21 protein-coding genes and 1 pseudogene are annotated in these 23,852 nt (G+C 54.9%); 11 read left to right on the forward strand and 11 right to left on the reverse strand.

Going from position 1 to position 23,852, the window contains the following annotated elements; all coding sequences use genetic code 11:
• Positions 1-225 precede the first annotated feature (225 nt).
• The 3 genes from leuC (at position 226) to NITSA_RS01225 (ending at position 3,478) form a co-directional block, all read left to right on the forward strand.
• Positions 226-1,503 (forward strand): 3-isopropylmalate dehydratase large subunit, encoded by a 1,278-nt coding sequence (leuC, locus tag NITSA_RS01215; RefSeq protein ID WP_013553204.1) that lies wholly within the window; start codon positions 226-228, stop codon positions 1,501-1,503.
• A 76-nt stretch (positions 1,504-1,579) separates the two neighbouring features.
• The gene (locus NITSA_RS01220; protein ID WP_013553205.1) at positions 1,580-2,878 is read left to right on the forward strand and encodes a SagB/ThcOx family dehydrogenase; all 1,299 of its coding nucleotides are present in this window, start codon (positions 1,580-1,582) and stop codon (positions 2,876-2,878) included.
• A 39-nt stretch (positions 2,879-2,917) separates the two neighbouring features.
• A complete protein-coding gene (locus tag NITSA_RS01225) occupies positions 2,918-3,478 on the forward strand; it encodes a Uma2 family endonuclease (RefSeq protein WP_013553206.1) in 561 nt (186 codons plus the stop codon).
• A 168-nt stretch (positions 3,479-3,646) separates the two neighbouring features.
• Here the strand turns inward: NITSA_RS01225 and NITSA_RS01230 are convergent, their stop codons facing one another.
• The 7 genes from NITSA_RS01230 to rpsU form a co-directional block, all read right to left on the reverse strand.
• The gene (locus NITSA_RS01230; protein WP_013553207.1) at positions 3,647-4,432 is read right to left on the reverse strand and encodes a succinate dehydrogenase/fumarate reductase iron-sulfur subunit; all 786 of its coding nucleotides are present in this window, start codon (positions 4,430-4,432) and stop codon (positions 3,647-3,649) included.
• Between the two features lie 132 nt (positions 4,433-4,564).
• A complete protein-coding gene (locus tag NITSA_RS01235) occupies positions 4,565-6,208 on the reverse strand; it encodes an L-aspartate oxidase (protein WP_013553208.1) in 1,644 nt (547 codons plus the stop codon).
• Between the two features lie 115 nt (positions 6,209-6,323).
• Positions 6,324-7,253: a D-2-hydroxyacid dehydrogenase gene (locus NITSA_RS01240; protein WP_013553209.1), complete on the reverse strand. Its 930-nt coding sequence runs from the start codon at positions 7,251-7,253 to the stop codon at positions 6,324-6,326.
• A gap of 170 nt (positions 7,254-7,423) precedes the next feature.
• A complete protein-coding gene (locus NITSA_RS01245; RefSeq protein WP_013553210.1) occupies positions 7,424-7,834 on the reverse strand; it encodes a secondary thiamine-phosphate synthase enzyme YjbQ in 411 nt (136 codons plus the stop codon).
• Positions 7,831-8,670 (reverse strand): vitamin K epoxide reductase family protein, encoded by an 840-nt coding sequence (locus tag NITSA_RS01250; RefSeq protein ID WP_013553211.1) that lies wholly within the window; start codon positions 8,668-8,670, stop codon positions 7,831-7,833. Before NITSA_RS01250 ends, NITSA_RS01245 begins: the two co-directional genes overlap by 4 nt.
• Positions 8,671-8,808: 138 nt before the next feature.
• Positions 8,809-9,975 carry a formate-dependent phosphoribosylglycinamide formyltransferase gene (gene purT, locus NITSA_RS01255; protein WP_013553212.1) on the reverse strand — a complete coding sequence of 389 codons (1,167 nt, stop codon included), beginning with the start codon at positions 9,973-9,975 and terminating at the stop codon, positions 8,809-8,811.
• 177 nt (positions 9,976-10,152) lie between these two features.
• Complete coding sequence (rpsU, locus tag NITSA_RS01260; protein ID WP_013553213.1) at positions 10,153-10,365, reverse strand: 30S ribosomal protein S21; 213 nt, start codon at positions 10,363-10,365, stop codon at positions 10,153-10,155.
• A gap of 136 nt (positions 10,366-10,501) precedes the next feature.
• On the opposite strand from rpsU, the gene NITSA_RS01265 reads away from it, so the two are divergent.
• The 3 genes from NITSA_RS01265 to NITSA_RS01275 all read left to right on the forward strand — a co-directional run bounded on the left by NITSA_RS01265 (position 10,502) and on the right by NITSA_RS01275 (position 13,426).
• Positions 10,502-11,920 (forward strand): bifunctional ADP-dependent NAD(P)H-hydrate dehydratase/NAD(P)H-hydrate epimerase, encoded by a 1,419-nt coding sequence (locus NITSA_RS01265; protein WP_013553214.1) that lies wholly within the window; start codon positions 10,502-10,504, stop codon positions 11,918-11,920.
• Between the two features lie 134 nt (positions 11,921-12,054).
• The gene (gene purN, locus NITSA_RS01270) at positions 12,055-12,612 is read left to right on the forward strand and encodes a phosphoribosylglycinamide formyltransferase (protein WP_013553215.1); all 558 of its coding nucleotides are present in this window, start codon (positions 12,055-12,057) and stop codon (positions 12,610-12,612) included.
• 37 nt (positions 12,613-12,649) lie between these two features.
• Positions 12,650-13,426: a thiazole synthase gene (locus tag NITSA_RS01275; protein ID WP_013553216.1), complete on the forward strand. Its 777-nt coding sequence runs from the start codon at positions 12,650-12,652 to the stop codon at positions 13,424-13,426.
• A 6-nt stretch (positions 13,427-13,432) separates the two neighbouring features.
• Here NITSA_RS01275 and trpA read toward each other — a convergent pair whose 3' ends face one another.
• On the reverse strand, positions 13,433-14,173 hold the full coding sequence (trpA, locus tag NITSA_RS01280) for a tryptophan synthase subunit alpha (RefSeq protein ID WP_013553217.1): 741 nt from the start codon (positions 14,171-14,173) through the stop codon (positions 13,433-13,435).
• 81 nt (positions 14,174-14,254) lie between these two features.
• Between trpA and panB the strand changes: the two genes are divergently transcribed.
• The 5 genes from panB to NITSA_RS01305 all read left to right on the forward strand — a co-directional run bounded on the left by panB (position 14,255) and on the right by NITSA_RS01305 (position 19,296).
• Positions 14,255-15,067, forward strand: coding sequence for a 3-methyl-2-oxobutanoate hydroxymethyltransferase (panB, locus tag NITSA_RS01285; protein ID WP_013553218.1), 813 nt, complete (start codon positions 14,255-14,257; stop codon positions 15,065-15,067).
• A gap of 190 nt (positions 15,068-15,257) precedes the next feature.
• A complete protein-coding gene (gene ruvB, locus NITSA_RS01290) occupies positions 15,258-16,271 on the forward strand; it encodes a Holliday junction branch migration DNA helicase RuvB (RefSeq protein WP_013553219.1) in 1,014 nt (337 codons plus the stop codon).
• Positions 16,264-17,292, forward strand: a complete 1,029-nt coding sequence (locus tag NITSA_RS01295; RefSeq protein ID WP_013553220.1) for an AI-2E family transporter — start codon at positions 16,264-16,266, stop codon at positions 17,290-17,292. The genes ruvB and NITSA_RS01295 overlap by 8 nt, the downstream gene beginning before the upstream one ends.
• Before the next feature lie 88 nt (positions 17,293-17,380).
• Positions 17,381-18,076, forward strand: coding sequence for a response regulator transcription factor (locus NITSA_RS01300; protein ID WP_013553221.1), 696 nt, complete (start codon positions 17,381-17,383; stop codon positions 18,074-18,076).
• Complete coding sequence (locus tag NITSA_RS01305) at positions 18,073-19,296, forward strand: ArsS family sensor histidine kinase (protein WP_013553222.1); 1,224 nt, start codon at positions 18,073-18,075, stop codon at positions 19,294-19,296. The genes NITSA_RS01300 and NITSA_RS01305 overlap by 4 nt, the downstream gene beginning before the upstream one ends.
• A gap of 440 nt (positions 19,297-19,736) precedes the next feature.
• Here NITSA_RS01305 and NITSA_RS01315 read toward each other — a convergent pair whose 3' ends face one another.
• From NITSA_RS01315 to NITSA_RS11500, 3 genes and pseudogenes are all read right to left on the reverse strand, one after another.
• Positions 19,737-21,788, reverse strand: a complete 2,052-nt coding sequence (locus NITSA_RS01315; RefSeq protein ID WP_013553224.1) for a S8 family serine peptidase — start codon at positions 21,786-21,788, stop codon at positions 19,737-19,739.
• 107 nt (positions 21,789-21,895) lie between these two features.
• Positions 21,896-23,317 carry a hypothetical protein gene (locus tag NITSA_RS01320; protein ID WP_013553225.1) on the reverse strand — a complete coding sequence of 474 codons (1,422 nt, stop codon included), beginning with the start codon at positions 23,315-23,317 and terminating at the stop codon, positions 21,896-21,898.
• 145 nt (positions 23,318-23,462) lie between these two features.
• Positions 23,463-23,786, reverse strand: a pseudogene (locus NITSA_RS11500) (GNAT family N-acetyltransferase); the annotation flags it as partial.
• Positions 23,787-23,852: the final 66 nt, after the last annotated feature.

Raw genomic sequence — 23,852 nt, forward strand, 5'->3', positions numbered from 1 at the left:
TAGTGTGTAGTGGGTAGTGCGTAGAGAAGAGTAAAAAATTTGGGTTCACGTTTACTTGATAATGTTTTTTTCAGCAAATTTGTCAAAAAGCTTTTTCACTTGACAAGATTGACACCTTGTGTCAAACAACCCACAACCCACTACCCACTCGAAAGATTCGATATAATCGCGGAAAAATAATTCGTGCCGCCTTCAGAAAAAGCCGCGGCATTTCAAGGATATTTTATGGGACAGACTATTAGCGAAAAGATCTTTTCCGAACACGCCGGCCGGCCGGTCAAGGCCGGTGAGATCGTCCGTGTCGATATCGATATGGTCATCGGAAACGACATCACCACCCCCATCTCCATCCGCGCCTTCGAAGAGAGCGGCGCCAAAGAGCTGGCCAATCCCGACGGATTCGCCATCGTGATGGACCACTACATCCCCGCCAAGGATATCGCCAGTGCCAACCAGGCGAAGATCAGCCGGGATTTCGCCCTCAAACATAACCTCAAATACTTCTTCGATGAGAAGGATATGGGGATCGAGCATGCCCTGCTGCCCGAAAAAGGGCTGGTGGTCCCCGGCGACGTGATCATCGGTGCCGACAGCCACACCTGTACCCACGGGGCGCTGGGAGCCTTCAGCACCGGAATGGGAAGCACCGACATCAGCTTCGCCATCATCACCGGGGGCAACTGGTTCAAAGTCCCCGAGACCATCAAAGTGGAGCTGGTGGGCAAGCCCGGTCCCCATATCTACGGCAAGGATATCATCCTGGAAGTGATCCGCATCCTGGGTGTCGACGGCGCGCTATACAAGGCTCTGGAGTTCACCGGCGACACGCTGAAATATCTGAGTATGGACGACCGCTTCAGCATCTGCAATATGGCCATCGAAGCGGGAGCCAAGAACGGCATCATCGCCGTAGACGACATCACCCTGGAGTATCTGGAAGAGCGCAAGAAGGTCAATGGCGGCCTGCGTGCCGAGCCTAAAATCCACACCTCCGATCCCGACGCCGAGTATTGCCAGAGCATCACTATCGATGTGGAGAAGCTCTCTCCCGTCATCGCCTACCCCTTCCTCCCCAGCAACGGCAAGCCCGTCGAGCAGGCGGTGGCGGACAGGATCAAGATCGATCAGGTGATGATCGGCTCCTGCACCAACGGCCGCCTGGAAGACCTGCGCATCGCCGCCGAGATCGTCAGGGGCAAGCGGGTCGCCCGCCATACCCGGATGATCGTCACCCCTGCGACCCAGCGGATCTTTATGCAGGCGGAGAAAGAGGGGCTCATCGACACCCTCATCGAGGCGGGGGCCGTGGTTTCCAACCCCACCTGCGGTGCCTGCCTGGGCGGTTATATGGGGATCCTGGGTGACGGAGAGAAGTGTGTGAGCACCACCAACCGCAACTTTGTGGGCCGGATGGGTGCGCGCACCAGCGAAATTTACCTGGCCAACTCCGCTGTGGCCGCCGCCAGTGCCATCGAAGGGTATATCACCGATCCCAGAGCCTGAGCAAAAAGCCACATCGGTGATCTTTTGGCGGCGATTTCGGCGGTAATTCGCTAAAGACTCTTTTCAAAGGCGTGTAATGCCTGAACACTCCTTCACCCCCTTTCCCTTTGCCGACGTTTATCACGAGAAGACCGAGCACAGTTGGCTTTCGGTCCGCAAGCCGGGCCACAGCATGGACTGGTCCACCCAGCCCTCCCCCTATAAGCGCTATTCTTCGGAGCTGCTTCGCGTTTCTTTGACGGAGGATAATCCGCTCAAACGTTTTCTCTACCGTGTTGCCGGGATTACCGCCAAGAAGAGTTATCCCGGGGTGGAGTATTACCTGCGCAGCAACCCAAGCGCTGGAGCTCTCTATCCCAATGAAGTCTATTTCCAGGCTCGGGGTGTGGAGGATTTTCCCGACGGGATCTATCATCTGGAGGTGGCGAGCTCTTCGGCGGTCTTGCTAGCGGAGATTGGTCAAGAGGAGGGGCTGGATGCCTATCTGGAGGATCGGCACAGGCGGGAGGGGCTGTTGCTCTGTGTCAGCGGGGTTTACTGGCGCTCTTCGTGGAAGTATCACGACCGGGCCTTCCGCTATGTTTTGCTGGATGCGGGCCATCTGCTGGGCAGCGCCGAAGCGGCGGCCCAGGTGGAAGGGACGGATTATTCCATCCGCTACCGCATCGATCGTGAGGGGCTCAACCAATTTTTCGGTTTTGGGCGGGAGGAGTGGATGCTCTCCTGCTTCGACAAAGCTGCTTTTTCGGAGAAAACGGTGGAAGCTCCCTTGTTTGCCCTGCGGAGCGTGGACCCCACGGGGACCTTTGAACCCAACGATCTGATCGAGCAGGGCTACCGCGAAACGGACCGGCTCCAAGGCTGCCAAGAGCAGCGCAGAGTACCAAAGGCTCCTTTTGATCCCGATGTCCTGGCTGAGGCGATCTACCGGCGGCGCTCCATCCGTGCTTTTACGGGGACGCCTATTACCCTGGAGGAATTGCACCGAATCCTTGACTGGGCCGAGGCCCCGGTGCCTTCCGACTGTGACGAGAGCCTGCATCTTTATATGGTGGTCAACAATGTTGAGGGGATGAAGCCCGGCCTTTGGCTGGGCGAAAAGCTGCTTCGGGAGGGGGACCTCTCTGGCAGGGCGGGCTATCTCTGCCTGGAGCAGACCCTGGGGTGTGAGAGAGCGGTGACTTTTTTCATTACAGGAGAGGGAAATTACCAACCTCTCTATCAAAAGGCGGGGCTGATCGGCCAGCGTCTCTACCTGGCCGCCGAGGCCCAGGGGATCGGCGCCAGTGGGATCGGGGCCTATTATGATCAAGAAGTTCAGGAGTTTTTGGGGACTAAAGAGAAGGTGCTCTACGCCTTTGCCGTCGGGCGGTAGATTTCGCTAAGATAGAGGCAGAAGAAGTGGAGGAAAACGATGAACCTAGAAGCGTTGAAACTTTACGAACATCTCCCCAATTACACTTATGATGATTACAAAAAGTGGGAAGGGGATTGGGAACTAATCGCCGGAGTTCCCTACGCGATGGCTCCCGCTCCTGTCAAACTCCATCAAAAGTTGGTGGGGATGATTTTCGCACAAATCGAGTCCTCATTGGAAAAATGCTCCGAGTGTGAAGCTTTGATCGATTCGGATTGGAAAATCGACAGCCAAACGGTGCTCAAACCTGATGTGGCCCTTGTCTGCGGTGATGAGAACCCCGATTTCATCTCCAAAACTCCCGAGCTGATCTTCGAAGTGCTCAGCCCCTCCACCGCCAAGCGGGACGAGGGCTTGAAATTCTCCATCTATGAGCAGGAAGGGGTCAAATATTATGTCCTGGTCTACCCCGACGCTTTGATGGCACGAATTTATAAAAATGATAATTTCCGGTTTGTCAAAATGGGGGAATGTGATACGGAGCGCTTCGAATTCAACGATTTGCGCTGCCCCCTCAGCTTCGATTTTGACTTTCTTTTCAAAAAGTTTCGCCGTTAAATTTAAAGCCGTTCAGTGCTTTCACCCGATAGCTCCGCACGACGCTCAGTTTTTGCCGAAGGTAAAGGAGACGGCTAAAAGGTACCCCTACGGGGTTGAGTGCTCCTTTGTCGCCATCGAGTGAAAGCTTCAATATGTAAGTTGGGGCAATGAAGGTGGATTAATAGTTTAGAACCCTCCGTTAGGATCGAAACCGAAGCCCCCTCCGAAATCGGGGCCGCCGAAGCTCTGCGCCGCGAAGTTGGGATCGTTGTATCCCGCTTTGAGACTCTCTCCACGCAGCTGCATAATGTCCCCTTTGGGATCGATGTGCTGGGGGCAGACGGCGGTGCATTCGCCGCAGAGGGTGCAGTCCCAGATGCCGTTCTTTTGGATTTTTTCCAAAAGCGTTGAGCGTTGAGCGTTGAGCGTTGAGATTTGAGAGGTTGAGCTTTCCTGCCAGCGCGTATCGCTGAGGTGGCGCCAGGCGCGGGTGAGGGCAAAGGGGCCGAGGAAGTCGGGATTGACGGCGTAGACGGGGCAGGCGGAGTAGCAGCTGTCACAGAGGATGCAGTCGGTCTGGAGGCGGTATTTCGCCTCTTCCTCCGGAGAAACGGAGTGCTGAGCGTTGAGCGTTGAGCGTTGGGAGAGATGGGGGAGAATGGGTTTGAGGGTTTCCTGGGCTTTGCTTTTGTCTACTTTGAGATCCCGCAAAACCGGGTGGTATTGCAAAGGTTCGATGCGGTCGCCGTCTTTTGGAATATAGGAGCAGGCGAGTTTTTCGCGGCCGTTGACCCGCACGGCGCATGCGCCGCAGACCCCGCTGCGGCATCCCGCCAAGAAGGTCAGCGTGGGGTCGAGCTTGGCTTTGATCTCATAAAGGGCGGAGAGGAGGGTTGTCACTTTCAAAGAGGCGATATCGAAAACTTCGTCGCGGCTTTGGCCCTCCTGGAATCTCTGAATAGTGAGCTTCATCGGGCACCCCCTGTGGAGGAAATGAGGAATGAGGAATGAGGAATGAGGAATTGTGGTATGTGCTGCAAAGCAGCACTTTCTATAAATCTTGCGACTTGAGGGCCGTAGGCCCGTGCTTGCGACTTGCGGCTTCTATGAAACATCAAGTTCTCCTCCTTTCATCCGCACCTGAATATGCCGTTGCCACTTCGGCGACTCTTCCGGAAAGTCGCTGCGGTAATGGGCGCCCCGGCTCTCCTGGCGTTTTAAGGCTGCTAGGGTGAGGGCCTTGGCCAGGGTGAGGCCGTTTTCATACTCCAGCAGATCCACCAGGGCCTGATTGTTTTCGATAGAGCGGTCTCCCGGGCCGGTTTCGGGGAGGCGCTCTTTGAGGAGTTCCAGATATGCCAGGGCATCCTCCATCAGCTCCCGGTCCCGCACCACGCCCAGGTCGTGGTAGAGGCGTTTGCCCAGGATCTTTTGCTTCTGGTAGAGATTGTAGCGTGCCGGGCGGTTCAGGATCTCCCGGATACGCTTCTGCGCTGAGGCAATAGCAATTCCGGCATCTGTTTCTCGGGGTTCTTTGGCATCATTGAGGGCGTTGCGGGCGGCCAGGCGGCCGAAGGCGACGATCTCCAGCAGAGAGTTGCCCCCCAAGCGATTGGCGCCGTGGACCCGGGCGCTGGCGCATTCCCCGGCGGCGTAAACCCCCTCCAGGCCCCTGACTTTGAGCCGCTCATCCACGGCGATCCCGCCCATCGTGTAGTGGACGGCGGGCATAACGGGGATGGGCTCTTTGAGCGGATCGATCCCGGCGTGGAGCTGTGCGAGGCGCAGTTCCTGGGGCATTAGCTCCCTCAGGGTCGCTTCGGGGATGGGTCGCAGGTCGAGATAGACGTGTTTGCCGGAAGCGATCTGCCCGAAGATTGCCCGTGCTACTACATCCCTAGAGGCCAGTTCGTCGGTGAAACGCTTCCCGTCTTCTGTAACCAGGATCGCCCCGGCTCCCCGGGCGCTTTCGCTGATGAGCACGGCGCTGGGGGCCATCGCGGTGGGATGAAACTGCACGAACTCCAGATCTTCGAGCACCCCGCTGGCTCTGAACACCGCCGCCAGGGCATCCCCTGTGGCTCCATAGGCGTCAGTGGTGTAGCCGTGATAGATCGCTCCATAGCCTCCGGCCGCTAGGAGGGTCGATCGGGCGCGGAGGGCTTGGATCTTCCCGCTGCGGTTGTGGCGGATCAGTGCACCGGTGATCCGATCCCCCTCCTTTAGCAGTTCCAGCAGATAGGCATCGGGGATGAACTTCACGCCCGCTTCGAGACAGCGGTCGTAGAGGGTTTGGAGGATCTTGAGCCCGGTGAAATCCTGGGCGAAGCAGGCTCTGGGGTGGGTGGCGCCGCCGAGGCGGCGCTGGGCAATCGTTTTGAGTGAGGAGTGAGGAGTGAGGAGTGAGGAGTTTTGGTGGGTATCACTTTGTGATACCTCTTTTCTTGAAAAGGGGACGAGTTGGCGATCGAGCCATTCGATGGTCTCCGGACCCGCTTCGCAGAGGGTGCGGACCATTGCTTCGTCCGCCAGGTCGCGGGCGGATTTGAGGGTATCGGCGATGTGTTCTTCGATGCTGTCGGGCTCAACATTGCCCAGGGCAGCGTTGATTCCTCCCTGGGCCATAGAGGTTTGGGCCTGGGTGGGCATCGATTTGGTGACGACGGTGACTTTGGCACCGAGGGTGGCCGCCTCCAGGGCAGCGGAGAGGCCGGCGCCGCCGGAACCGACGATCAATAAATCTCTCATGACGTTGTCCTGAGAGATCTATTGAATGAGGAATGAGGAATGAGGAATGAGGAATTTTGGTATGCGTTGCTTTGCAATGCTTTATTCTTAACATGTAACACGTAACACGTAGCACTCATCCTACAAACTCCTCAATATTTCTTACAATCCCTTCCAACAGTCTTTCCCGTGCCTCCAGGCTGGCCCAGGCGATGTGGGGGGTGATGAGGAGGCGTTCGGGGTGAGAGAGATTCAAAAGAGGGGAGTCTTCGGGGAGGGGCTCTGTTTCGGTGACGTCGAGCCCGGCGTAGAGTTCCCGGCGATTCAGTTCCGCCGCCAGGGCCGCTTCGTCGACAATCCCGCCCCGTCCCAGGTTCAGCAAAATGGCCCGATCCTTCATCAGAGAGAGTTCTTTAGCCCCGATCAACCCCCGGGTGCGTTCGTTGAGAGGGGCGTGGATGCTGATGATATCGCTCTGAGCGAGGAGATCACCCAGCTCCTGGTGGGGATAGTCGCCGGCGTGGGGAATGCCGGAGGTGGCATAGTAACTTACCTGGGCGCCGAAGGCCGCGGCGATTTTGGCTACTTCCCGGCCGATGGTCCCCAGGCCGATGATCCCCCAGCGCTTGCCTGCGATCTCCAGAAAGGGGCGGTCTAGATGGGTGAAGAGTCCGCCGCGGCTCCAGGAGCCCTCTTTGACGAAGCGGTCGTAGTAGGCGAGCTGCTCTTCAAGGTAGAGGAGCATCGCAAAAGTGTGCTGGGCGACGCTGGGGGTAGAGTAGCCCGCGACATTCTTGACGGCAATACCCAGCTCTTCGGCTGCCTGGAGATCTACATTGTTCATCCCCGTGGCGGCGATGCAGATCAGTTTGAGCCTGGGGGCCTTTACTATCGTTTCCCGATCCAGGACCACTTTGTTGGTGATGACCACTTCCGCATCACGGATCCGTTCTGAAGTCTCTCCGGGAAGAGTACGGGGATAGACGGTCAGTTTTCCGAAACGCTCTAGGGGAGTGAGGTCAAGATCCTCTCCAAGGGTTTCGGCATCGAGCAATACAAGATTCATTCAGTGCTCCTTTTAGTCGCTTTGAGTAACAAGTAACTAGAAACTAGTAACTAGAGTGGGTGATTTTAGCTGGCTTCTTAACAAGAAGATATTTGAACCGTTTGAACATTTTTTGTAAAAAATCTGCTATTCCCCATTTTCTTGTTACTAGTTACTAGTTTCTTTCCCCCTCATTCCCCCATCAGTGTCAGCACAATCCTCCGGCTGCCGGCGTGCTCCCGGTGCTCTAGCAGATAGATCCCCTGCCAGGTGCCGAGGTTGAGGCGGCCATTGGTGACGGGCAGGGTGAGGCTGGAGCCGATGAGGATGTTTTTCATATGTGCCGGCATATCGTCGGGGCCCTCCAGGGTGTGGCGAAAACCGCTCCATCCGTCGGGGATCAGGGAGCGAAGGAAGGTCTCCACATCCCGGCGCACGTCAGGATCGTAGTTCTCGTTCAGGGCCAGGGAGGCGGAGGTGTGTTGGAGAAAGAGATGGGCGATGCCGGTCTCGATCCCTCTGATTTCACTTTGGATAGCTTTGGTAATCAGGTGTACGCCTCTGGGCATAGGGGGTAGGGTGATTGTTCGTTGGAAGGTCATCGCAGTTTGATCTCCTCCCGGGGGGCTTCGCAGCCTCCGCCGCCGCTATCTACCGGATTGAGACTGCAGCCGCCCTCATCGGGATTGCTGTAGAGGTCTGTCGGGGTGTTGGGCATAGCGGCGGTTTCGCTCGGCTGTTCTTTGGGTGTTTCGAAAGTGGCAATGATGGGACGGTCGCCATAGAGAATCGTCGTTACCCCTTTTTGGCGTTTGAAGAGGATGGGGATCTCATCGATGCCGAGGGCTTTGGCCAGATGGCGGACGCTGGGATCGCTGACCGGAAGGAGGGTATAGTTGATGTGATGCTCGGCGAAATAGCTTTTGACCTTTTTGCAGTGGGGACAGTGCTCCGAAGCGATGAGGTAGAGGCCGTCTCCTTTGATGAGGGCTTCGTTGCGGGGGATCGCCAGGTCGCTGAGGGCAAAGAAAATCGCCAGGATCGCCGGCAGGGCGTAGAGAAAGAGATTGACGCGGCTTGTCAAAGCGATGAGCAGCAGTCCTCCATAGACCCCCAGGCAAAAGAGGCAGGGTTCGGGATTGACCAGGATCTGATAACCGATCATAATCGATTCGAAAGCGACGGCGGCATAGAGGGTGATGAAGTAGAGCTTCTCGAAGGCTTTGTTGAAAAGGGAAAAGAGCCCGAAGAACAGGATCGCTCCCACCGCTGCCATTCCCAGATAGTTGAGGTAGATCGAGGGGAAGCGTAGAAGCTCCCCGGCCAGTTTGCATCCGGTGGCGGAGCAGAGAGATAGGTGATGGAGCTTGAGCCAGGTTTCGTAACCGATATACCCCAGCAGAAGCAGAGGGAGAAGAACACGACTGATGACTTTCATTGCAACCCCCTTTCAGTTTTAATTAGAAATGAGAAAATAGAAATTTTGGTATGTGTTGCTTTGCAACACTCTTCATTTTGCGGGTGCAGCCCGCAACCAATGACCAATGGCTAATGACCAATGACACGCCGTCAGGCGTCACGCGTCCTCTATTCTATCGACGATATCTTGTGCTTTTTTCTTCGCCTCCTCCACGTCGTTGCCCAGGGCCAGGGCCACGGCCATACGGCGGCCGGGGTGGGATTCGGGTTTGCCGAAAATTCGGACGAAGGTATCTTTGCCGAAGGCGTCGTCGGGGACGGTGATCTTCGGATTTTCGCTTTCATTTTTGGCCTTGTAGGCGGCGCTGGCGCCCGGGGCGAAGAATTCGAACTCCAGGGGTAGGCCCAGCACGGCCCGGACATGCAGGGCGAATTCGCTCTGGCTCTGGGTGATCAGCGTGACCATCCCCGTATCGTGGGGGCGGGGAGAGAGTTCGGAGAAATAAACCTCTTCCCCTTTGACGAAGAACTCCACGCCGAAGATCCCCCGGCCTCCGAGGCCGTCGGTGACCGCTTTGGCGATCTCCTGCGCCTTTTTCAGCGCCGCTTCCTTCATCGGCATCGGCTGCCAGGAGAGGATGTAGTCTCCGTCCTGCTGGATATGGCCGATGGGTTCGCAAAAGACGGTACCGGTCTCGTTGCGCACGGTCAGGAGGGTGATCTCGTAGTCGAAGGGGATGAACTCTTCTACGATCAATTCGCTGGCGTCACCCCTTGCCTCCTTGGCGATCTCCCAGCTCTTGGGGAGGTCTTCGGGGCTTCTGGCGATGCTCTGGCCGTGTCCGGAGCTGGACATCACCGGTTTGATGACGCAGGGAAAGCCCAGCGCCTCGGCCGCCTCTTTCAGCTCTTCCAGGCTGCTGACGAAGCGGTAGGCGCTGGTTGTGAGCCCCAGGGTCTCGGCGGCAAAGACGCGGATGTTTTTGCGGTTCATCGTCTTGTTGACCGCTTCGGCGTTGGGGATGACGTGAAAGCCCCGCCGCTCCGCCTCGAAGAGGGCTTCGATGCTGATCGCTTCCACCTCGGGGAGGATATAGGTGGGCCGCTCCTTTTCGATGAGCTCCAGGACCTGCTCTTTGTCCTGCATATCGATGGCATAGGAGCGATGGGCGACCAGGTGGGCCGGGGCGTGCTTGTATTTGTCCACGGCGATCACTTCGATCCCCAGGCGCTGCGCCTCAATGGCCACCTCTTTGCCCAGCTCTCCGGAGCCGAGCAGCATAATCTTGATGGAGTCTTCTTTCAATGGAGTGGTAAAGGTCATAAGCGGATCCTCACACTGTTTGGGATAGTTACCGTGATTTTAGCGAAAAAAGGGAAATCGAATTGAAAATGGGGAATGGAGAATTGAGTAGAATCGAATCAAAGAAAAACGTGAATAGGTAAAAATCTTACTTGCGACTTGAGGGCCGCAGGCCCGTGCCTGCGACTTGCGACGGCATTAGAGCCGTGCTTCGTAGCGGCGAAGCATATAGAGCTTCTTGAGGATCTTCTTGCGGGTGGCGATCTTCTCTTTCTTCCGGCGCTCGGTGGGCTTTTCATAATGCTGCCGTGCGCGGGCTTCGGTGACGATCAGGTTCCGGTCGCACTGCCGCTTGAATTTGCGGTAGGCTTCCTCGAAGGTGTCCCGAGGGGAAACAACGATACCAGGCATACAAATCACCCCCTTTCATGTCCGGTTTTGCGTGTCGCTTGGACAAATTGGGCCGAATTATACCTAAAGGATCATTAGGGTTTGATAAGGAGAGGTTTGGGGTATAATTTTCCAAAGAGAATCGAAAGGATCAACCGTGCAGCGACTCTACCGCAACTGCTATGCAATGGACCGGAAGTGTTACGAAGAGTATGGCTTGACGGAGGATCTGCTGATGGAGCACGCCGCAGAGGGGATGGCTCGGCAGATCCGGGAGCGCTTTGACGCGGGAGCCAGGGTTTTGATTGCAGCGGGGCCGGGTAACAACGGTGCCGACGGGATCACTTTGGCGCGGCTTTTGCAGGGACGCTACGACGTGCGGCTTTCGTTGCCGCTGGGGGCGAAATCGGCGATGGCGAAACTCCAGCTGGAGCGTGCCCGGAAGGTGGGGGTGCCCCTGGCTGAGGCGGTTGAGGCGGCGGAGTGTATCGTCGATGCTCTTTTCGGTGCGGGCCTCAGCCGCCCCCTCTCCGAGGAGATTACGGCGCTGGTGGAACGGCTCAACGATCTGGAGGGCTTCAAACTGGCCTGTGACATTCCGACGGGGCTCGATGAGCGGGGGGTTCCTTCGCCGGTAGCCTTCCGGGCGGATTTGACGGTGACGATGGGGGCGCTCAAGGAGGCCCTCTACCTCGATGCGGCCAAAGAGTATGTCGGCCGGATCGAATGCGTCGATCTGGGGGTGGAGCGTCTGCTTTACGAAGAGGAGAGCACGACTTATCTGTTGGAAGAGAGCGATTTTCTCCCTCCGCTGCGGCGGGACCGCCCCTCGGCGCACAAAGGAAGCTTCGGTCACGCGGCGGTCTTTTGCGGAGAGAAGGAGGGCGCGGGGATTCTGGCGGGTTCGGCGGCCGCCCGCTTCGGCGCGGGGCTGACGACCCTGGTGATCCACGAAAAGCTCTCGGCGCCTCCGGCTTTTTTGATGCTCTCGACTACCGTGCCACCCCGGGCGACGGCTCTGGCGATCGGGATGGGATTGGGAGAGTATTTCGAAGAGGAGTTGCTGGAAAAGGAGGTGGTGGATTCATCTTTGCCAGTAGTACTCGATGCCGATGCCTTTGCCAAGCCGGAGCTGCTGCAGATCGTGCATCAGGAGAACCGGGAAGTGGTCATCACGCCCCATCCGGCGGAGTTCGCCCGGCTCTGGAAATATCTGATGAAAGAGGAGTTGAGCGTCGAGGAGATCCAGGAGAACCGTTTCGAGCTGGCGCGGCGTTTCAGCGCCCGTTTCCCCCGGATCGTGCTCCTGCTCAAGGGAGCCAACCCCATCATCGCCCACCTGGGAGAGCTCTATGTTAACCCTCTGGGTACCGTGGCCCTGGCCAAAGGGGGCAGCGGCGATGTGCTCAGCGGCTTGATCGTTGCCCTTTTGGCCCAGGGATACGAAGCGCTTGATGCGGCGATCCAGGGGAGCCTGGCCCTGGCCCTGGCGGCGCGGAGCTATGAGGGGGCGGACTATTCGATGTTGCCGACGGACTTGATCGAAAGGCTGGGGAGCCTTTCGAGTGAGGAGTGAAGAGTTAGGAATGAGGAATTTCGGTATGCGTTGCTTTGCAACGCTTTTTTTATTAAAAAAGGTTTTTATATGAGTGAACGATTCTCCATTCTCCATTTTGTATTCTCAATTTCTTTTCAGCGGAGCTTGCTCCGATGAAAAGGATCGTCGTTCTTTTCAGCGGGGCGGGGAGCAACCTTGCCTATATTCTCAAGCATCTGCACGGCAAAGAGGTGGAGGTGGCGGCGGCGATCACCAACAATCCGGAAGCCGGGGGGATCGCAATCGCGGAATCTTACGGCGTGCCGGTGGAGGTGATGGATCACCGCAAGTTTCCCGATCGGGAATCCTTTGACCGGGAGTTGGTGAAGCGGATCGAAAAGTATGAACCGGATTTGACGGTGCTGGCGGGATTTATGAGAATTCTAACACCGGAATTTACCGAAAAGGTTCGAGCGATCAATCTCCATCCTTCGCTTCTGCCTAGGCACCGGGGGCTTGACGCTATCAGGAAAAGTTGGGAAGACGAGCACCCCGAAGGGGGAGTGACGGTCCATTGGGTCAATGAAGAGCTCGACGGTGGGGAGCCGATTTTGCAGTATGAGCTGGAAAAAGAGGGCTTTGAGAGTTTCGAAGAGTATGACGAAGCGATACGCCGCATTGAAAAAGAGGCCCTGACCGAGGCGATTCGGGAGGTTTTAAATGGGGATTAAGGGGAGTGTGTTATAAAGCTTTCAAAAAGGAATGAAAATGAGCGATATCCTCAAGATCGGAAAATATGAATTTACCAGCCGGCTCATCGTCGGCAGCGGGAAGTACCCTGACTTTCAGACCACCCGTGACGCTACACTGGCCAGCGGCAGTGAAATGATCACGGTGGCGGTACGCCGGGTCAATATCACCAACCCCGCCGAAGAGAATCTGATGGATTACTTCAAGGACACCGACGTCAAATTCCTCCCCAACAGCGCCGGGTGTACCACCGCCGAGGAGGCGATCACCCTCTTTCGCCTGACCCGGGAGGCGACGGGGATCGACCTGATCAAGCTGGAGGTGATCGGCGATACCGCCAAGACCCTCTATCCCGACGTCATCGAAACCCTCAAGGCGTGTGAAGTCCTGGCCAGGGACGGTTTTACCATTATGGCCTATACCAACGACGATCCCATCGTCGCCAAGCGCCTGGAAGAGGCGGGGGCGGCGGCGGTGATGCCCCTGGCGGCGCCCATCGGTTCGGGATTGGGGATTCAAAACCGTTTCAATGTGGTCTTCATCAAAGAGGCGGTGAACGTTCCCGTGATCGTGGATGCTGGGATCGGCTGCGCCAGCGATGCGGCGTCGGCGATGGAGCTGGGGGCCGATGGCGTGCTGACCAATACCGCCATCGCTCAGGCGGAGAACCCCATACTGATGGCCGAAGCGATGAAACACGCCGTGATCGCCGGGCGGATGAGCTACAAGGCCGGGCGCATTCCCAAACGCCCCTTTGCGACCGCCAGTTCCCCGGTGGACGGGATGATCTTCTAAGATCTCCTATTCGTTGATTTTTTCTTTGATCACTTTCGCCATTTGGCTGACGGCTTCGATGCGTTCCGTCAGGGAGCGGTCCTCATCGAGCAGGATCTTCACGAAGGCGGAGCCGACGATCACTCCGTCGACCCCCTTGGCTTTTTCCTTTGCCGTATCGGGGTTGACTCCGAATCCTACATAGACGGGAGTTTGGGTCTGCTTGCGGATCTGGGCAATGACTTCGGAAAGCTCTTCGCTCTGGCCGCTGCCGGTGATCCCGGCGTAGGCGACGAGGTAGAGGAACTTTTTGGCGTCCCGGGCGATCATCGCGATGCGCTCCGGGGTATCGGTGGGGGCGATGAAGTCGATGAGATTCAGCCCCGCCTCTTCGATCATCGGTTTGTAGGCCTGTGCCTCTTCATAGGGGAGGTCGGGGATAATAAAGCCGTTGACCCCCGAGGCTTTGGCTTCGGCGATGAAAGTCTCCATCCCTTTGTGGTAAAAGGGGTTGAAATAACCCATCCAGAGGGTATCGATGGCAGGAGCGATCGAGCGGGAAACTTCGAAGAGATCGGCGATGCGGAAGCCCTTTTGGAGCGCTTTGAGGTTGGCGCTCTCGATGACGGGGCCGTCGGCGACCGGATCGGAAAAGGGGATCCCCAGCTCCAGGGTATCCACCCCGGCTTCGGCCAGGGCCAGCGCCAGGTCGACAGTAAAGGCTTTGTCGGGGTATCCGGTGGTAATGTAGGCGACCAGTTTTTTCACGGTATGTCCTGTGGGAGAAATTGAGGATATTATACTGATTTTGGATAAAATCATTTCAGAATGAAGAAGGGAGGTTGCTGGATGAGCATTCAATCGGCATCCATCGACAAAAAGGTCACCGTGCGCACCGTTCAAAAGTTGAAGGGGGTCGAACCGGTGACGATGATCACCGCCTACGACGCCCTGTTTGCCGGGATCTTCGACGGCGAAGTGGAGATGATCCTGGTGGGCGACAGCCTCAATATGAGTTTCTTTGCCGAGCCCGATACCCTGAGCGCGACGATGGATCAGATGATTTATCACACCAAAGCGGTCTGCAAGGGGGCCAGGCTCCCTTTGATCGTCTTCGATATGCCCTTCGGCAGCTATACGACGCCGGAGCAGGCTCTGGAGAATGCCGTGAGGGTCTATCAAGAGACCTGTGCCGAAGCAGTTAAGATCGAGGGAGGCCGGGAAAAGGCTCACATCGTCAAAAAACTGACCGAAAACGGGATCGCCGTCATCGCCCATATCGGCCTCAAGCCCCAGTCGGTCCGGGCCGAGGGAGGCTACCGGGTCCAGGGACGCAGCGAAGAGGAGGCGATGGAGCTAATGGAAGATGCCCTGGCACTCCAGGAAGCCGGAGCCTTCGCCCTGCTCCTGGAAGGGATGACGAGCGACGTGGCACGCCGGATCACCGAAGCGGTGGAGATCCCCACCATCGGGATCGGCGCGGGCAACGGCACCGACGGACAGGTACTGGTCTGGAGCGATATGTTCGGCTTTTTCGAAGCCTTCAAGCCCAAATTCGTCAAACGCTACCTTGAAGGGGCGGAGTTGATCCGGCAGGGCCTGCGTCAATATCGCGAAGAGGTTAAGAGCCGGGCTTTTCCTGATGATGAACACAGCTATTAAAGGGATTGAGGATTTTGGATTTTGGATTTTGGATTGAGAATAAGATAATGGAGAATTGAGAATTGAGAATTGAGAATGTTGTTTCTGTTTGTAGAGTGAAAAATTTCTTGTTTATAAAAGAGGCGTTGCAAAGCAACGCAATCCAAAATTCCTCATTCCTCATTCCTCATTCCTCATTCGGAGCTTTCTGATGGAGCGTATCGTCGAGTTCGAGCGTTTCGAGGGGGAGAGCAACTACGAGCGGACATTGCGGCCCTCGAGCTGGGATGAGTATGTGGGGCAGGAAAAGATCAAAAAGAACCTCCAGGTCTTCATCCAGGCTTCCCTCAAGCGTGCCGAGGCGTTGGACCATATCCTCTTTTTCGGGCCTCCGGGTTTGGGAAAGACCACTTTGGCCAACATCATCGCCAGCGAAATGGGGGCCAATATCAAAACCACCGCCGCGCCGATGATCGAAAAGTCGGGGGATCTGGCGGCGCTGCTGACCAACATCGAAGAGGGAGATATCCTTTTTATCGATGAGATCCACCGGATGAGCCCCGCCATCGAAGAGATCCTCTATCCGGCGATGGAGGATTACCGTCTGGATATCATTATCGGCAGCGGCCCGGCGGCCCAGGCGGTCAAAATTGATTTGCCCCGCTTCACCTTGGTGGGGGCGACCACCCGAGCGGGGATGCTGAGCAATCCCCTTCGGGAACGTTTCGGGATGCATTTTCGGATGGAATTTTACACTCCCGAGGAGCTGGCCAAGATCATCGAGCAGGCGGCGGACAAACTGGGGATTGGCATCGACAAGGATGCAGCCCTGGAAATCGCCCGGCGCAGCCGCGGCACGCCCAGGATTGCCCTGCGGCTGCTGCGGCGGGTGAGGGATTTTGCCGAAGTGGCGGAGGAGGCGTGCATCTCCCTCGAAACGGCCCGATACGGTCTCGACCAGCTGGGGGTCAATCACATCGGCTTTGATGAACAGGATCTCAAACTGCTCGAGCTGCTCATCTCCGCCAGGGGGCGGCCGATGGGGCTTAGTACCATCGCCGCGGCTTTGAGTGAAGATGAGGGGACCATCGAAGAGGTTCTCGAACCCTACCTGATCGCCAACGGCTACATCGAGCGGACCGCCCGGGGACGGATCGCCACTCCCAAGAGTTACGAGCTCTTTCGATTGACCCCTCCGGCTATGGAAGGGGGACTCTTTGGATAGGCGCACCCTTTTTGTCCTGATCCTCTTCTCCATCGCGCTATGGGGAGCGTACAGTATCTATGCACCCTTCCTCCTGAGTATGGTCGTGGCGGTGCTTTTGGCTATGGCCACCAGCAACCTGACCCGATATTTGACCCGGACCCTGCGCTCCCGCAAGATCGCGACCCTGGTGATGGTGTTGCTGCTCTTCTTGCTGATTTTGGCTCCCATCATCTACATCGCCACCACCGGTGTCGAATATCTGACCCACCTCGATCAGCAGACGATCCGGGAGATCTTCGCCAAAGCAAGGAGCTTGACGGAGAACATTCCCTATGTCAATCATTGGGCCGAAGAGTATCTCCAGGTCGACAAAGTTATTCCCTACCTCAAAGGGATCTCCCTCTACATTACCAAAATGGGCAGCAAGGGCCTGGGCTTCGTGAAAGATACGGTGATGGTCATTGCCTTTTATGCGGCAGCGGTGTATAACCAGGATCGTTTCATCGCGACCCTCGTAGCGCTGATCCCCGCCCCCCAGCGTGAGAGCAGAGAGATGGTTGCCGAGATCGCTTCGACGATGGAAGTGGTGATCTATTCCATCATCGTTACGGCGGTTTTCGAGGGGTTCCTTTTCGGTATTTTTGTTAGTTATTTCGGTTTCGATGGCTTGCTCTTTGGGGCGATCTACGGTTTTGCCTCCCTGGTTCCTGTGGTGGGGGGTGCCCTGGTCTGGGTCCCCCTCTCCCTCTACGCCTGGAGTGAGCTGGGTCCTCAGCCGGCCCTGGCCATCGCCATCTATTCGGTGGTTATGATCTCCATCATCGCCGATACCTTCATCAAGCCGATCATTATCAAAATGATCAAAGAGCAACTCCTCCATGTGCAGATCCGGATCAATGAATTGGTGATCTTCTTCTCCATCATCGCCGGAATGAGCACTTACGGTTTCTGGGGGATGATCCTCGGTCCGGCGATCACCACCTTCCTCTTCGCCGCGACGCGGATTTACTTGGTCTACAGCAGCGCCTTGGAAGAGTGAGCCGGCCGGCGGAGGGGCTCTTAGCCGAGCCATGTTATGATTTGTTAACGAAAACTGTAAAATGTGTAAAGACTTAAGAGGATAGATGATGAGTACGAACAAAATGAAGATTCTGATTATCGAGGATGATCCCGAGCTGGCGATGGTGCTCAGCAGCTACCTGAGCAAGCACGGGATGGAGGTTACGGCGGTGGAGGATCCCTATATCGGGCTTTCGACCCTGACCCAGAAGGATTTTGATTTGGTGATCCTGGATTTGACCCTGCCGGGGATGGACGGCCTGGAAGTGGTGGAGAAGATCCGGGAGCATTCGGATATTCCCATCATCATCTCCTCCGCACGGGACGATATCACCGACAAGGTGATCGGGATGGAACGGGGAGCCGATGATTATATGCCCAAACCTTACGATCCCAGGGAACTGGTGACCCGGATCAAAACGATCCTGCGGCGCACGGGAGGCCAAAAGAAGAAAGAGGAAGCTCTTTTCGAGCTGGACAAAGAGGGGCGGGTGATCCGCTTCAAAGGGGTTCCCCTGGAGTTGACCGCCGCGGAGTTCGATGTGCTCTCGATGCTGATTCAGCATATGAACGCGGCGGTGAGCCGGGAGCAGCTGCTCTATGAGAGTGAGCATATCGACGATGAGAGCTCCGTCAAGAATATCGATGTCATCATCTCCCGGATCCGAAAGAAGATTGCCAAGATCGATCCGAATCACACCTACATCCGGCCGGTTCGGGGGGTGGGCTATCTCCTGACCGACAAACCGACTGACGAAGAATGAAAAACGTCTCCGTCACCACCTTCATCCATATCCTTTTCATTATCGCCCTGATCGTCTTGGGAGCGACTTTCTACTATCTGCTCTATGCGGGGAAGGATCAGCGTAAACTCCAGCAGATCAACCGCTATAAAATGATCTCCGATACCTTCCTGACCCGCGAAAAGCTCGATGAGAACGGTACCGTTTTGAAAAAGCTCTACAAGCATTACGGATTGGAACCTGTCGATCCCGATAAGGTGAAAGATGAGATCGAAAGCGAGGGGAAAACGATCTTCAGCGGTCGTTCGATCTACGGAAATGTTCGGGTTTTCAAAACCCCGAAACACAACTATATCTATGTGGATCGCTATGACTATATGTTGATGCTGCTGGACAAGCATCCTCAGGATTACATCTACGAATTGCTCTTGACCATCGCAACGATCCTGGTGCTGCTGCTGCTTTTTATGTATGTGATGGTTCTGCGCAAACTCTATCCGCTCAAACGTCTTCATAGGCGAATCGAACAGTTCGCCGCCGGTGATCTCAATGTCAAAATCGACGAGATGGGGGAGGATGAGATCGGGAAGATCGGCCGAAGCTTCGACAAAGCCATCCGGCACATCAAACAGCTTATGAGTTCAAAAAACCTCTTTATGCGTAACATTATGCACGAGCTCAAAACCCCTATCACCAAGGGGCGGATCATTGTCGAAACCATCGAGGATCCGATGGCCAAGCAGGTCCTCACCAATGCCTTTGAGCGGATGAATGAACTCATCAGTGACTTGGCGGAGGTGGAGCGGATCACGATGTATAATTTCCAGCCGGAGCTTCGGGATACGACGCTGAAGGAGGTTGTGGATCGAACCGAGCGGATCCTGATGACCGATAAGTCCAAATATGAGATCCAGCTGAGCGACCGCCCGCTCCATACCGACGTGAAGCTCCTGGCCCTGGTGCTCAAGAACCTGATGGACAACGGGATCAAATACAGCCCCGACCATCACGTGCGGCTGATGACGGTAGGCAAGCGGATCGAAGTTCGCTCCGTGGGCGAACCCCTCAAAGAGGATCTGAGCTACTACACCGAACCTTTCAGTCAGGAAGAGAAACGCAGCCACGGTTTCGGCCTGGGACTCTATATCGTGGCTAATATTTTGGAGAAGCTGGGCTACGGTTTCCGCTACCGCTACGATAAGCAGACGGAAGAGAATGTCTTTGAAGTGATTATGGATTGAAGGATTTTTCAATCCTGCAGACAAATGAAGTAGAGTGCGGTCGAAGAGAGCACTCAGAGGGGTTTAACGACGTGCTCTTCGTTGATTGATTGGATCAACGGGTTGCTGCTTAGGGTTTTTAGAAGAGTAGGAGAGGCGGGAAAAGTAGCGCTCCCCATTACCTGGCCTTTTGTCTTGGAAAGAGTTTTGTAAATCGTTATGGAAAGAGCACCGTGCTCTTTGAGAAAGTGTTGAGCCGTGGGAATATCGATCCCTTTGACAAAGGTGAAAATGAGTGTCGTTTTATGAACATTCGATGGGGATGTTCTCTGTGTATCGATTGTTGTCTGGTGGCTGTTAGCGTCGGAGGCGCATCCGACAAGAAGCAAGGAACCACTCAAAAAAAAGAGGGAAATATGGGGCCAGCGAAGGGATCCGCTGAATCTGAATCCGGGCTTCATTTAATGCTTCCTATTTTCAAGAGAAGTTCCCCGGATTCCAAGCAAGAGAAAGGCGGCCAAGCTCAATAGGATACTCAGGAAGCCTCCTGCACTTCCGCCGCCGCTTCCACCACCATCGTCTGTAGAAGCATATACTTCGATCGATACCGAAGCACTGGCGTTGGCTTCTCCGTCACTGACGGTATAGCGGAGGGAGTCGTTGCCTATGTAGCTCTCCTCAGGAGTATAAACGATGTAATTGCCATCGATTTCAGCTTTTCCATGTTTGGGAGCTTGGCTGATCTCTACCAAGGTGAGTGTGTCGCCGTCTTCATCCCTGTCATTTGCCAATACCGCAATACGGACCGAGCCATTCTCCTGGACACGCGCCTGGTCATCTACTGCTTGGGGAGGATGATTTTCTAAAACATCTACGACAACGGTCGCCGTGGCACTGTCTCCTAGACTGTCGTTGATGTCGACACGAATGGTGTCGCTTCCTGTAAAGCCGTCATCGGGGGTATAGGTGAGGCTCTCATCGCCACTGTTGACAACGACACTACCGTGGCTTGCGCTGGGATTGCGAACACTCAGAGCATCTCCCTCTCTGTCGGTGCCGTTATCTCCGGCCACTTTGATGGTGACGCTTTTATTAACCCTGGTTTGAGCATAGGTTTGTTGCAATTGCACATGGTTGATTACCGCGGCACCCAGATCGAGGCGGCCGCCGGTGAGGACCTTTCCGTTGAGGTCAGCCAAATGATCTACATTGGCGAGGATGTGTCGCTTGATAATTTGGGCCTGGACCGACGCGTTGCTTTCGCCGGAGATCTTGGTATGCAGAGCATCCCAGACCAGGGCTACGGAGCCGGTCACGTGCGGAGTGGCCATAGATGTACCGTCGGCGTAGGCATACCGACTGACATTGGAGTCGTCACGGGGGTAGGTACTCAATATATTCTCTCCTGGAGCCGCCAAGTCGACGGTTTTTCTGCCATAGTTTGAGAATGAGGTGAGCTGATCGTTTTGATCGGTGGCGGCTACGGCGACAATATTGTCCAAATCATAAGAGGCGGGATATTGGGGATTTCGATCGTTGTTATCACCGTCGTTTCCTGCCGCGGCGACAAAAAGGATCCCCAAGTCTCCCAGGCTTTTGATGGCATTTTTCATCGTGTCGTCACTGCCGCTCCCCCCATAGGAGGCATTGATGGCGACGATGTTGACCCCGGCGTTTTTCAGGGTAGCTACATAATCGATCCCTTCTAAAATATCGCTCTCATAGCCGCCCCCACTCGGACGAAAAACTTTCACCGGCAAGAGTGTGACGTTCCAGTTGACTCCGGTCACCCCAAGGTTGTTGTTCCCTTTGGCGCCGATTGTCCCGGCTACGTGGGTGCCGTGATAATGTCCATTATCATCGACAGGATCGTCCGGCATGGGATCAGAATCGTTATTCCCGTCATTGTCGGCAGCGAAGTCGTAACCGTGGCAATCGTCGGTATAGCCGTTATCATCATCGTCAACTCCGGCATTGCCGTTGCATTCAGCCGAGTTGCTCCAGATATTCTCTTTGAGGTCGTCGTGGAGGTAGTCCACACCAGTATCGAGTATGGCGACTACGTAGTCGCTGGAACCGGTACTGACATCCCACGCCTTGGTGGCATTGATATCGGCACCGGGCGTTCCACTCTTGCCGTTGATCTCTTGTCCGGTATTTTTCATTGCCCAGAGTTGGTCAAAATATGTATCGTTGGGGGTTTGATTGAGATGGTAGATATAGTTGGGGTGGACATCAACTACATTGGGGTCGTTTTGGAAATAACGTATCAGCTCCTGTGTGCTCAGCGAAGATGAGTGCACGGCGAGGATACTGCGTCCTTCCAAGCGGGAGAGGGTGGCAAAGCGATGCAGTCTGGCATCGAGCCCTCTCAGTCCTTTTAATTGGGTCAGACTTTTGTACGTGACGATGACTTCGCCGGGGGCATAGGGTGCCGTAGAGGCGGCAATGAGGGGTGAGAAACTCAAAAGCGTTGCAGCCCCTATTTTGAAGAATAAGACACTCTTGGACATCGAAAATCCTTTAAATCTTTGAATGTAAAAAAAGCATGATAACAGAAAAAGGGAAGATGGGAGCAGGTCCCGCCTGCCCCATTGCTTTTTATTAAAAAATCGCGGTATTAATTGCAGAGATCATCAGGGAGCTCATCCGTACCATTGTATTCTGTAAAGCCACCGGCGGAATCTTTGACGATGACATGGGTGTGGTTTTGGTCATCCGCGAAGAATCCCGCATAGGCTGTGCCGTCTCCACTGATCGTTACATTCCCTTCGAAGGGCAGGACAGTCCAACCCGTATTATTGTCGTCGTCCATATATTGATAGGGGTTGCGCTTGATATCTTTGGTGGTATCCAGTGTCACTTTTCCAGCACACAAGCTGCCGTTGGATTCCCGATAAGCTTCTGCCATACCTCCGTTTATCGCGTAGCGGGTCGTATTCTCATCGAGCTCTTTCCAGTCCACAATCAGGTTATCTTCACTCTCGGCATCGTGTAGGCTTTTATTGTCTTCATTCCCTACCACATCATAATCTGCTGCAAAACCGTCTGCTTGGGCTTGGCCTTCCCAGAGATCGTTTTGATCATCGTACTCTTTAGCACTCCATTTGGCTTGGAAATTACCCTCTATCGCTTCGCCTTTTTTTGCGTTCGCATCAAAATCTTTTAAGACGCCTTGGGCTTTGAGGAGATAGACTTCCGTCTCCTCCGCCGTCATTAGTTTTCGACTCTCTATTTCATCCTCGTCTACCCCATTTTCTGTAGCATTCAACGTGAATTTCAAGTCGAAATTTCCAAACTGCTTGTAGTCGGTGATATTATCACTGCTATTTTCATCGACTTTAAAAAGAAGGTTTTCGGTTTTACTCTCAACAACAATATTCCCTGTTGTTTGATTGGCATCCTCGTCTTCGGTAATCGTTTTGGACTCTTTTAATGAGCCTTTTCCGTCAAAGTAGAATCTGGTATCACTTGCCGCCAAAGGTATATACACACGAGCATACGTCTCAGGTATGCACAACCTAAGCCAACGATTGTCATGAAATTCTGTCTCATTGGCATCACAATTGCTGCTGTTACAATTAACAGTCCATTCACCTTTACGTGTAGTTTTGCCATCTTCGATTGTCTCTGATGAGTTCTTCGTCATATGGACCTCTACACTTCCTCCTCCGCTACATTGATGACGGAGGTTTATTTCATCACCTCCCTCTAACGTACGTTCGATTGCCTCAAGCTTACGTACCGCAATTGTTTTGAACTTTTTGCCCAGACGAGAGTTTCCGGCAAGCTTCATTCCATAGGTATTTGCACTGGTACTATCTATAAAAACATCTCCATCCGCGATTCCGCTATCCAGTAACCATCCTGCCGTTGTTTCACTGTTTACAGTTGCCGGTTGGTTGAGCTGCTTAGGTTCTTCGGGGCCGCTTGTTTGAGCGTTATTGTTAGGGTTGCCGGCAGAACCGCCGCCGCCCCCACATCCCGTCATCATAACTGCTGCCGTGACAACGCTGATACCAATCAAAAGATTCTTTCTCATTCTTCACTCCTTATTCTGATTTACAAAATTAAGTCTAACAGCAGACTCCTTGTAAAAATCTTAAGAAATTATTCTTAATTCCATAAATTTTAAAATTTATGATTTGAGGGCTTCGATGATGTGAGCCGTCCTGAAGTCACCGTTTTCATATACCTTTTCTCATGAGAATCAACTGGTCGTTGATCACTGTGACCCCGAGGCTCTGATAGTAGGGGGTCATCTCCGGTTGGCAGTAGAGTTCAAAAGAGGGGACCATTTCGAGTCGGGGGTGGTAGAGGATTTTTCCCATCAGTGCCTTTCCCAGCCCCCTGTCCCGATGATCTTCGGTGACGATGAGGTCGAAGATGCAGGCTTTGAAAACAAAGTCGCTGAGGACCCGGGCGAAGGCGACGAGACGCTCCTCCTCATCGAGATAGGCGAAGAGAAGCGAAGAGCCTTCCACGACTTTTCGGGTCTGTTCCAGGGTGCGGGATTTTGTCCACCACTTTCGGTGGTAAAGTTGATGGAGTTACCGGATTTGAGATTCGTTCAAGCG

Source organism: Nitratifractor salsuginis DSM 16511 (assembly GCF_000186245.1).
In the GTDB taxonomy this organism is placed as follows: Bacteria; Campylobacterota; Campylobacteria; order Campylobacterales; family Sulfurovaceae; genus Nitratifractor; species Nitratifractor salsuginis.

What these genes read in the sequence shown, in the direction of transcription:
- NITSA_RS01250 (WP_013553211.1), bottom strand. Translation starts at nt 8,670, where the DNA reads ATGAAAGTCATCAGTCGTGTTCTTCTCCCTCTGCTTCTGCTGGGGTAT.
- NITSA_RS01225 (WP_013553206.1), top strand. Translation starts at nt 2,918, where the DNA reads ATGAACCTAGAAGCGTTGAAACTTTACGAACATCTCCCCAATTACACT.
- NITSA_RS01305 (WP_013553222.1), top strand. Translation starts at nt 18,073, where the DNA reads ATGAAAAACGTCTCCGTCACCACCTTCATCCATATCCTTTTCATTATC.
- NITSA_RS01245 (WP_013553210.1), bottom strand. Translation starts at nt 7,834, where the DNA reads ATGACCTTCCAACGAACAATCACCCTACCCCCTATGCCCAGAGGCGTA.
- panB (WP_013553218.1), top strand. Translation starts at nt 14,255, where the DNA reads ATGAGCATTCAATCGGCATCCATCGACAAAAAGGTCACCGTGCGCACC.
- NITSA_RS01230 (WP_013553207.1), bottom strand. Translation starts at nt 4,432, where the DNA reads ATGAAGCTCACTATTCAGAGATTCCAGGAGGGCCAAAGCCGCGACGAA.
- rpsU (WP_013553213.1), bottom strand. Translation starts at nt 10,365, where the DNA reads ATGCCTGGTATCGTTGTTTCCCCTCGGGACACCTTCGAGGAAGCCTAC.
- leuC (WP_013553204.1), top strand. Translation starts at nt 226, where the DNA reads ATGGGACAGACTATTAGCGAAAAGATCTTTTCCGAACACGCCGGCCGG.
- NITSA_RS01315 (WP_013553224.1), bottom strand. Translation starts at nt 21,788, where the DNA reads ATGTCCAAGAGTGTCTTATTCTTCAAAATAGGGGCTGCAACGCTTTTG.
- NITSA_RS01240 (WP_013553209.1), bottom strand. Translation starts at nt 7,253, where the DNA reads ATGAATCTTGTATTGCTCGATGCCGAAACCCTTGGAGAGGATCTTGAC.
- purN (WP_013553215.1), top strand. Translation starts at nt 12,055, where the DNA reads ATGAAAAGGATCGTCGTTCTTTTCAGCGGGGCGGGGAGCAACCTTGCC.
- NITSA_RS01220 (WP_013553205.1), top strand. Translation starts at nt 1,580, where the DNA reads ATGCCTGAACACTCCTTCACCCCCTTTCCCTTTGCCGACGTTTATCAC.
- NITSA_RS01275 (WP_013553216.1), top strand. Translation starts at nt 12,650, where the DNA reads ATGAGCGATATCCTCAAGATCGGAAAATATGAATTTACCAGCCGGCTC.
- purT (WP_013553212.1), bottom strand. Translation starts at nt 9,975, where the DNA reads ATGACCTTTACCACTCCATTGAAAGAAGACTCCATCAAGATTATGCTG.
- ruvB (WP_013553219.1), top strand. Translation starts at nt 15,258, where the DNA reads ATGGAGCGTATCGTCGAGTTCGAGCGTTTCGAGGGGGAGAGCAACTAC.
- NITSA_RS01320 (WP_013553225.1), bottom strand. Translation starts at nt 23,317, where the DNA reads ATGAGAAAGAATCTTTTGATTGGTATCAGCGTTGTCACGGCAGCAGTT.
- NITSA_RS01235 (WP_013553208.1), bottom strand. Translation starts at nt 6,208, where the DNA reads ATGAGAGATTTATTGATCGTCGGTTCCGGCGGCGCCGGCCTCTCCGCT.
- NITSA_RS01300 (WP_013553221.1), top strand. Translation starts at nt 17,381, where the DNA reads ATGAGTACGAACAAAATGAAGATTCTGATTATCGAGGATGATCCCGAG.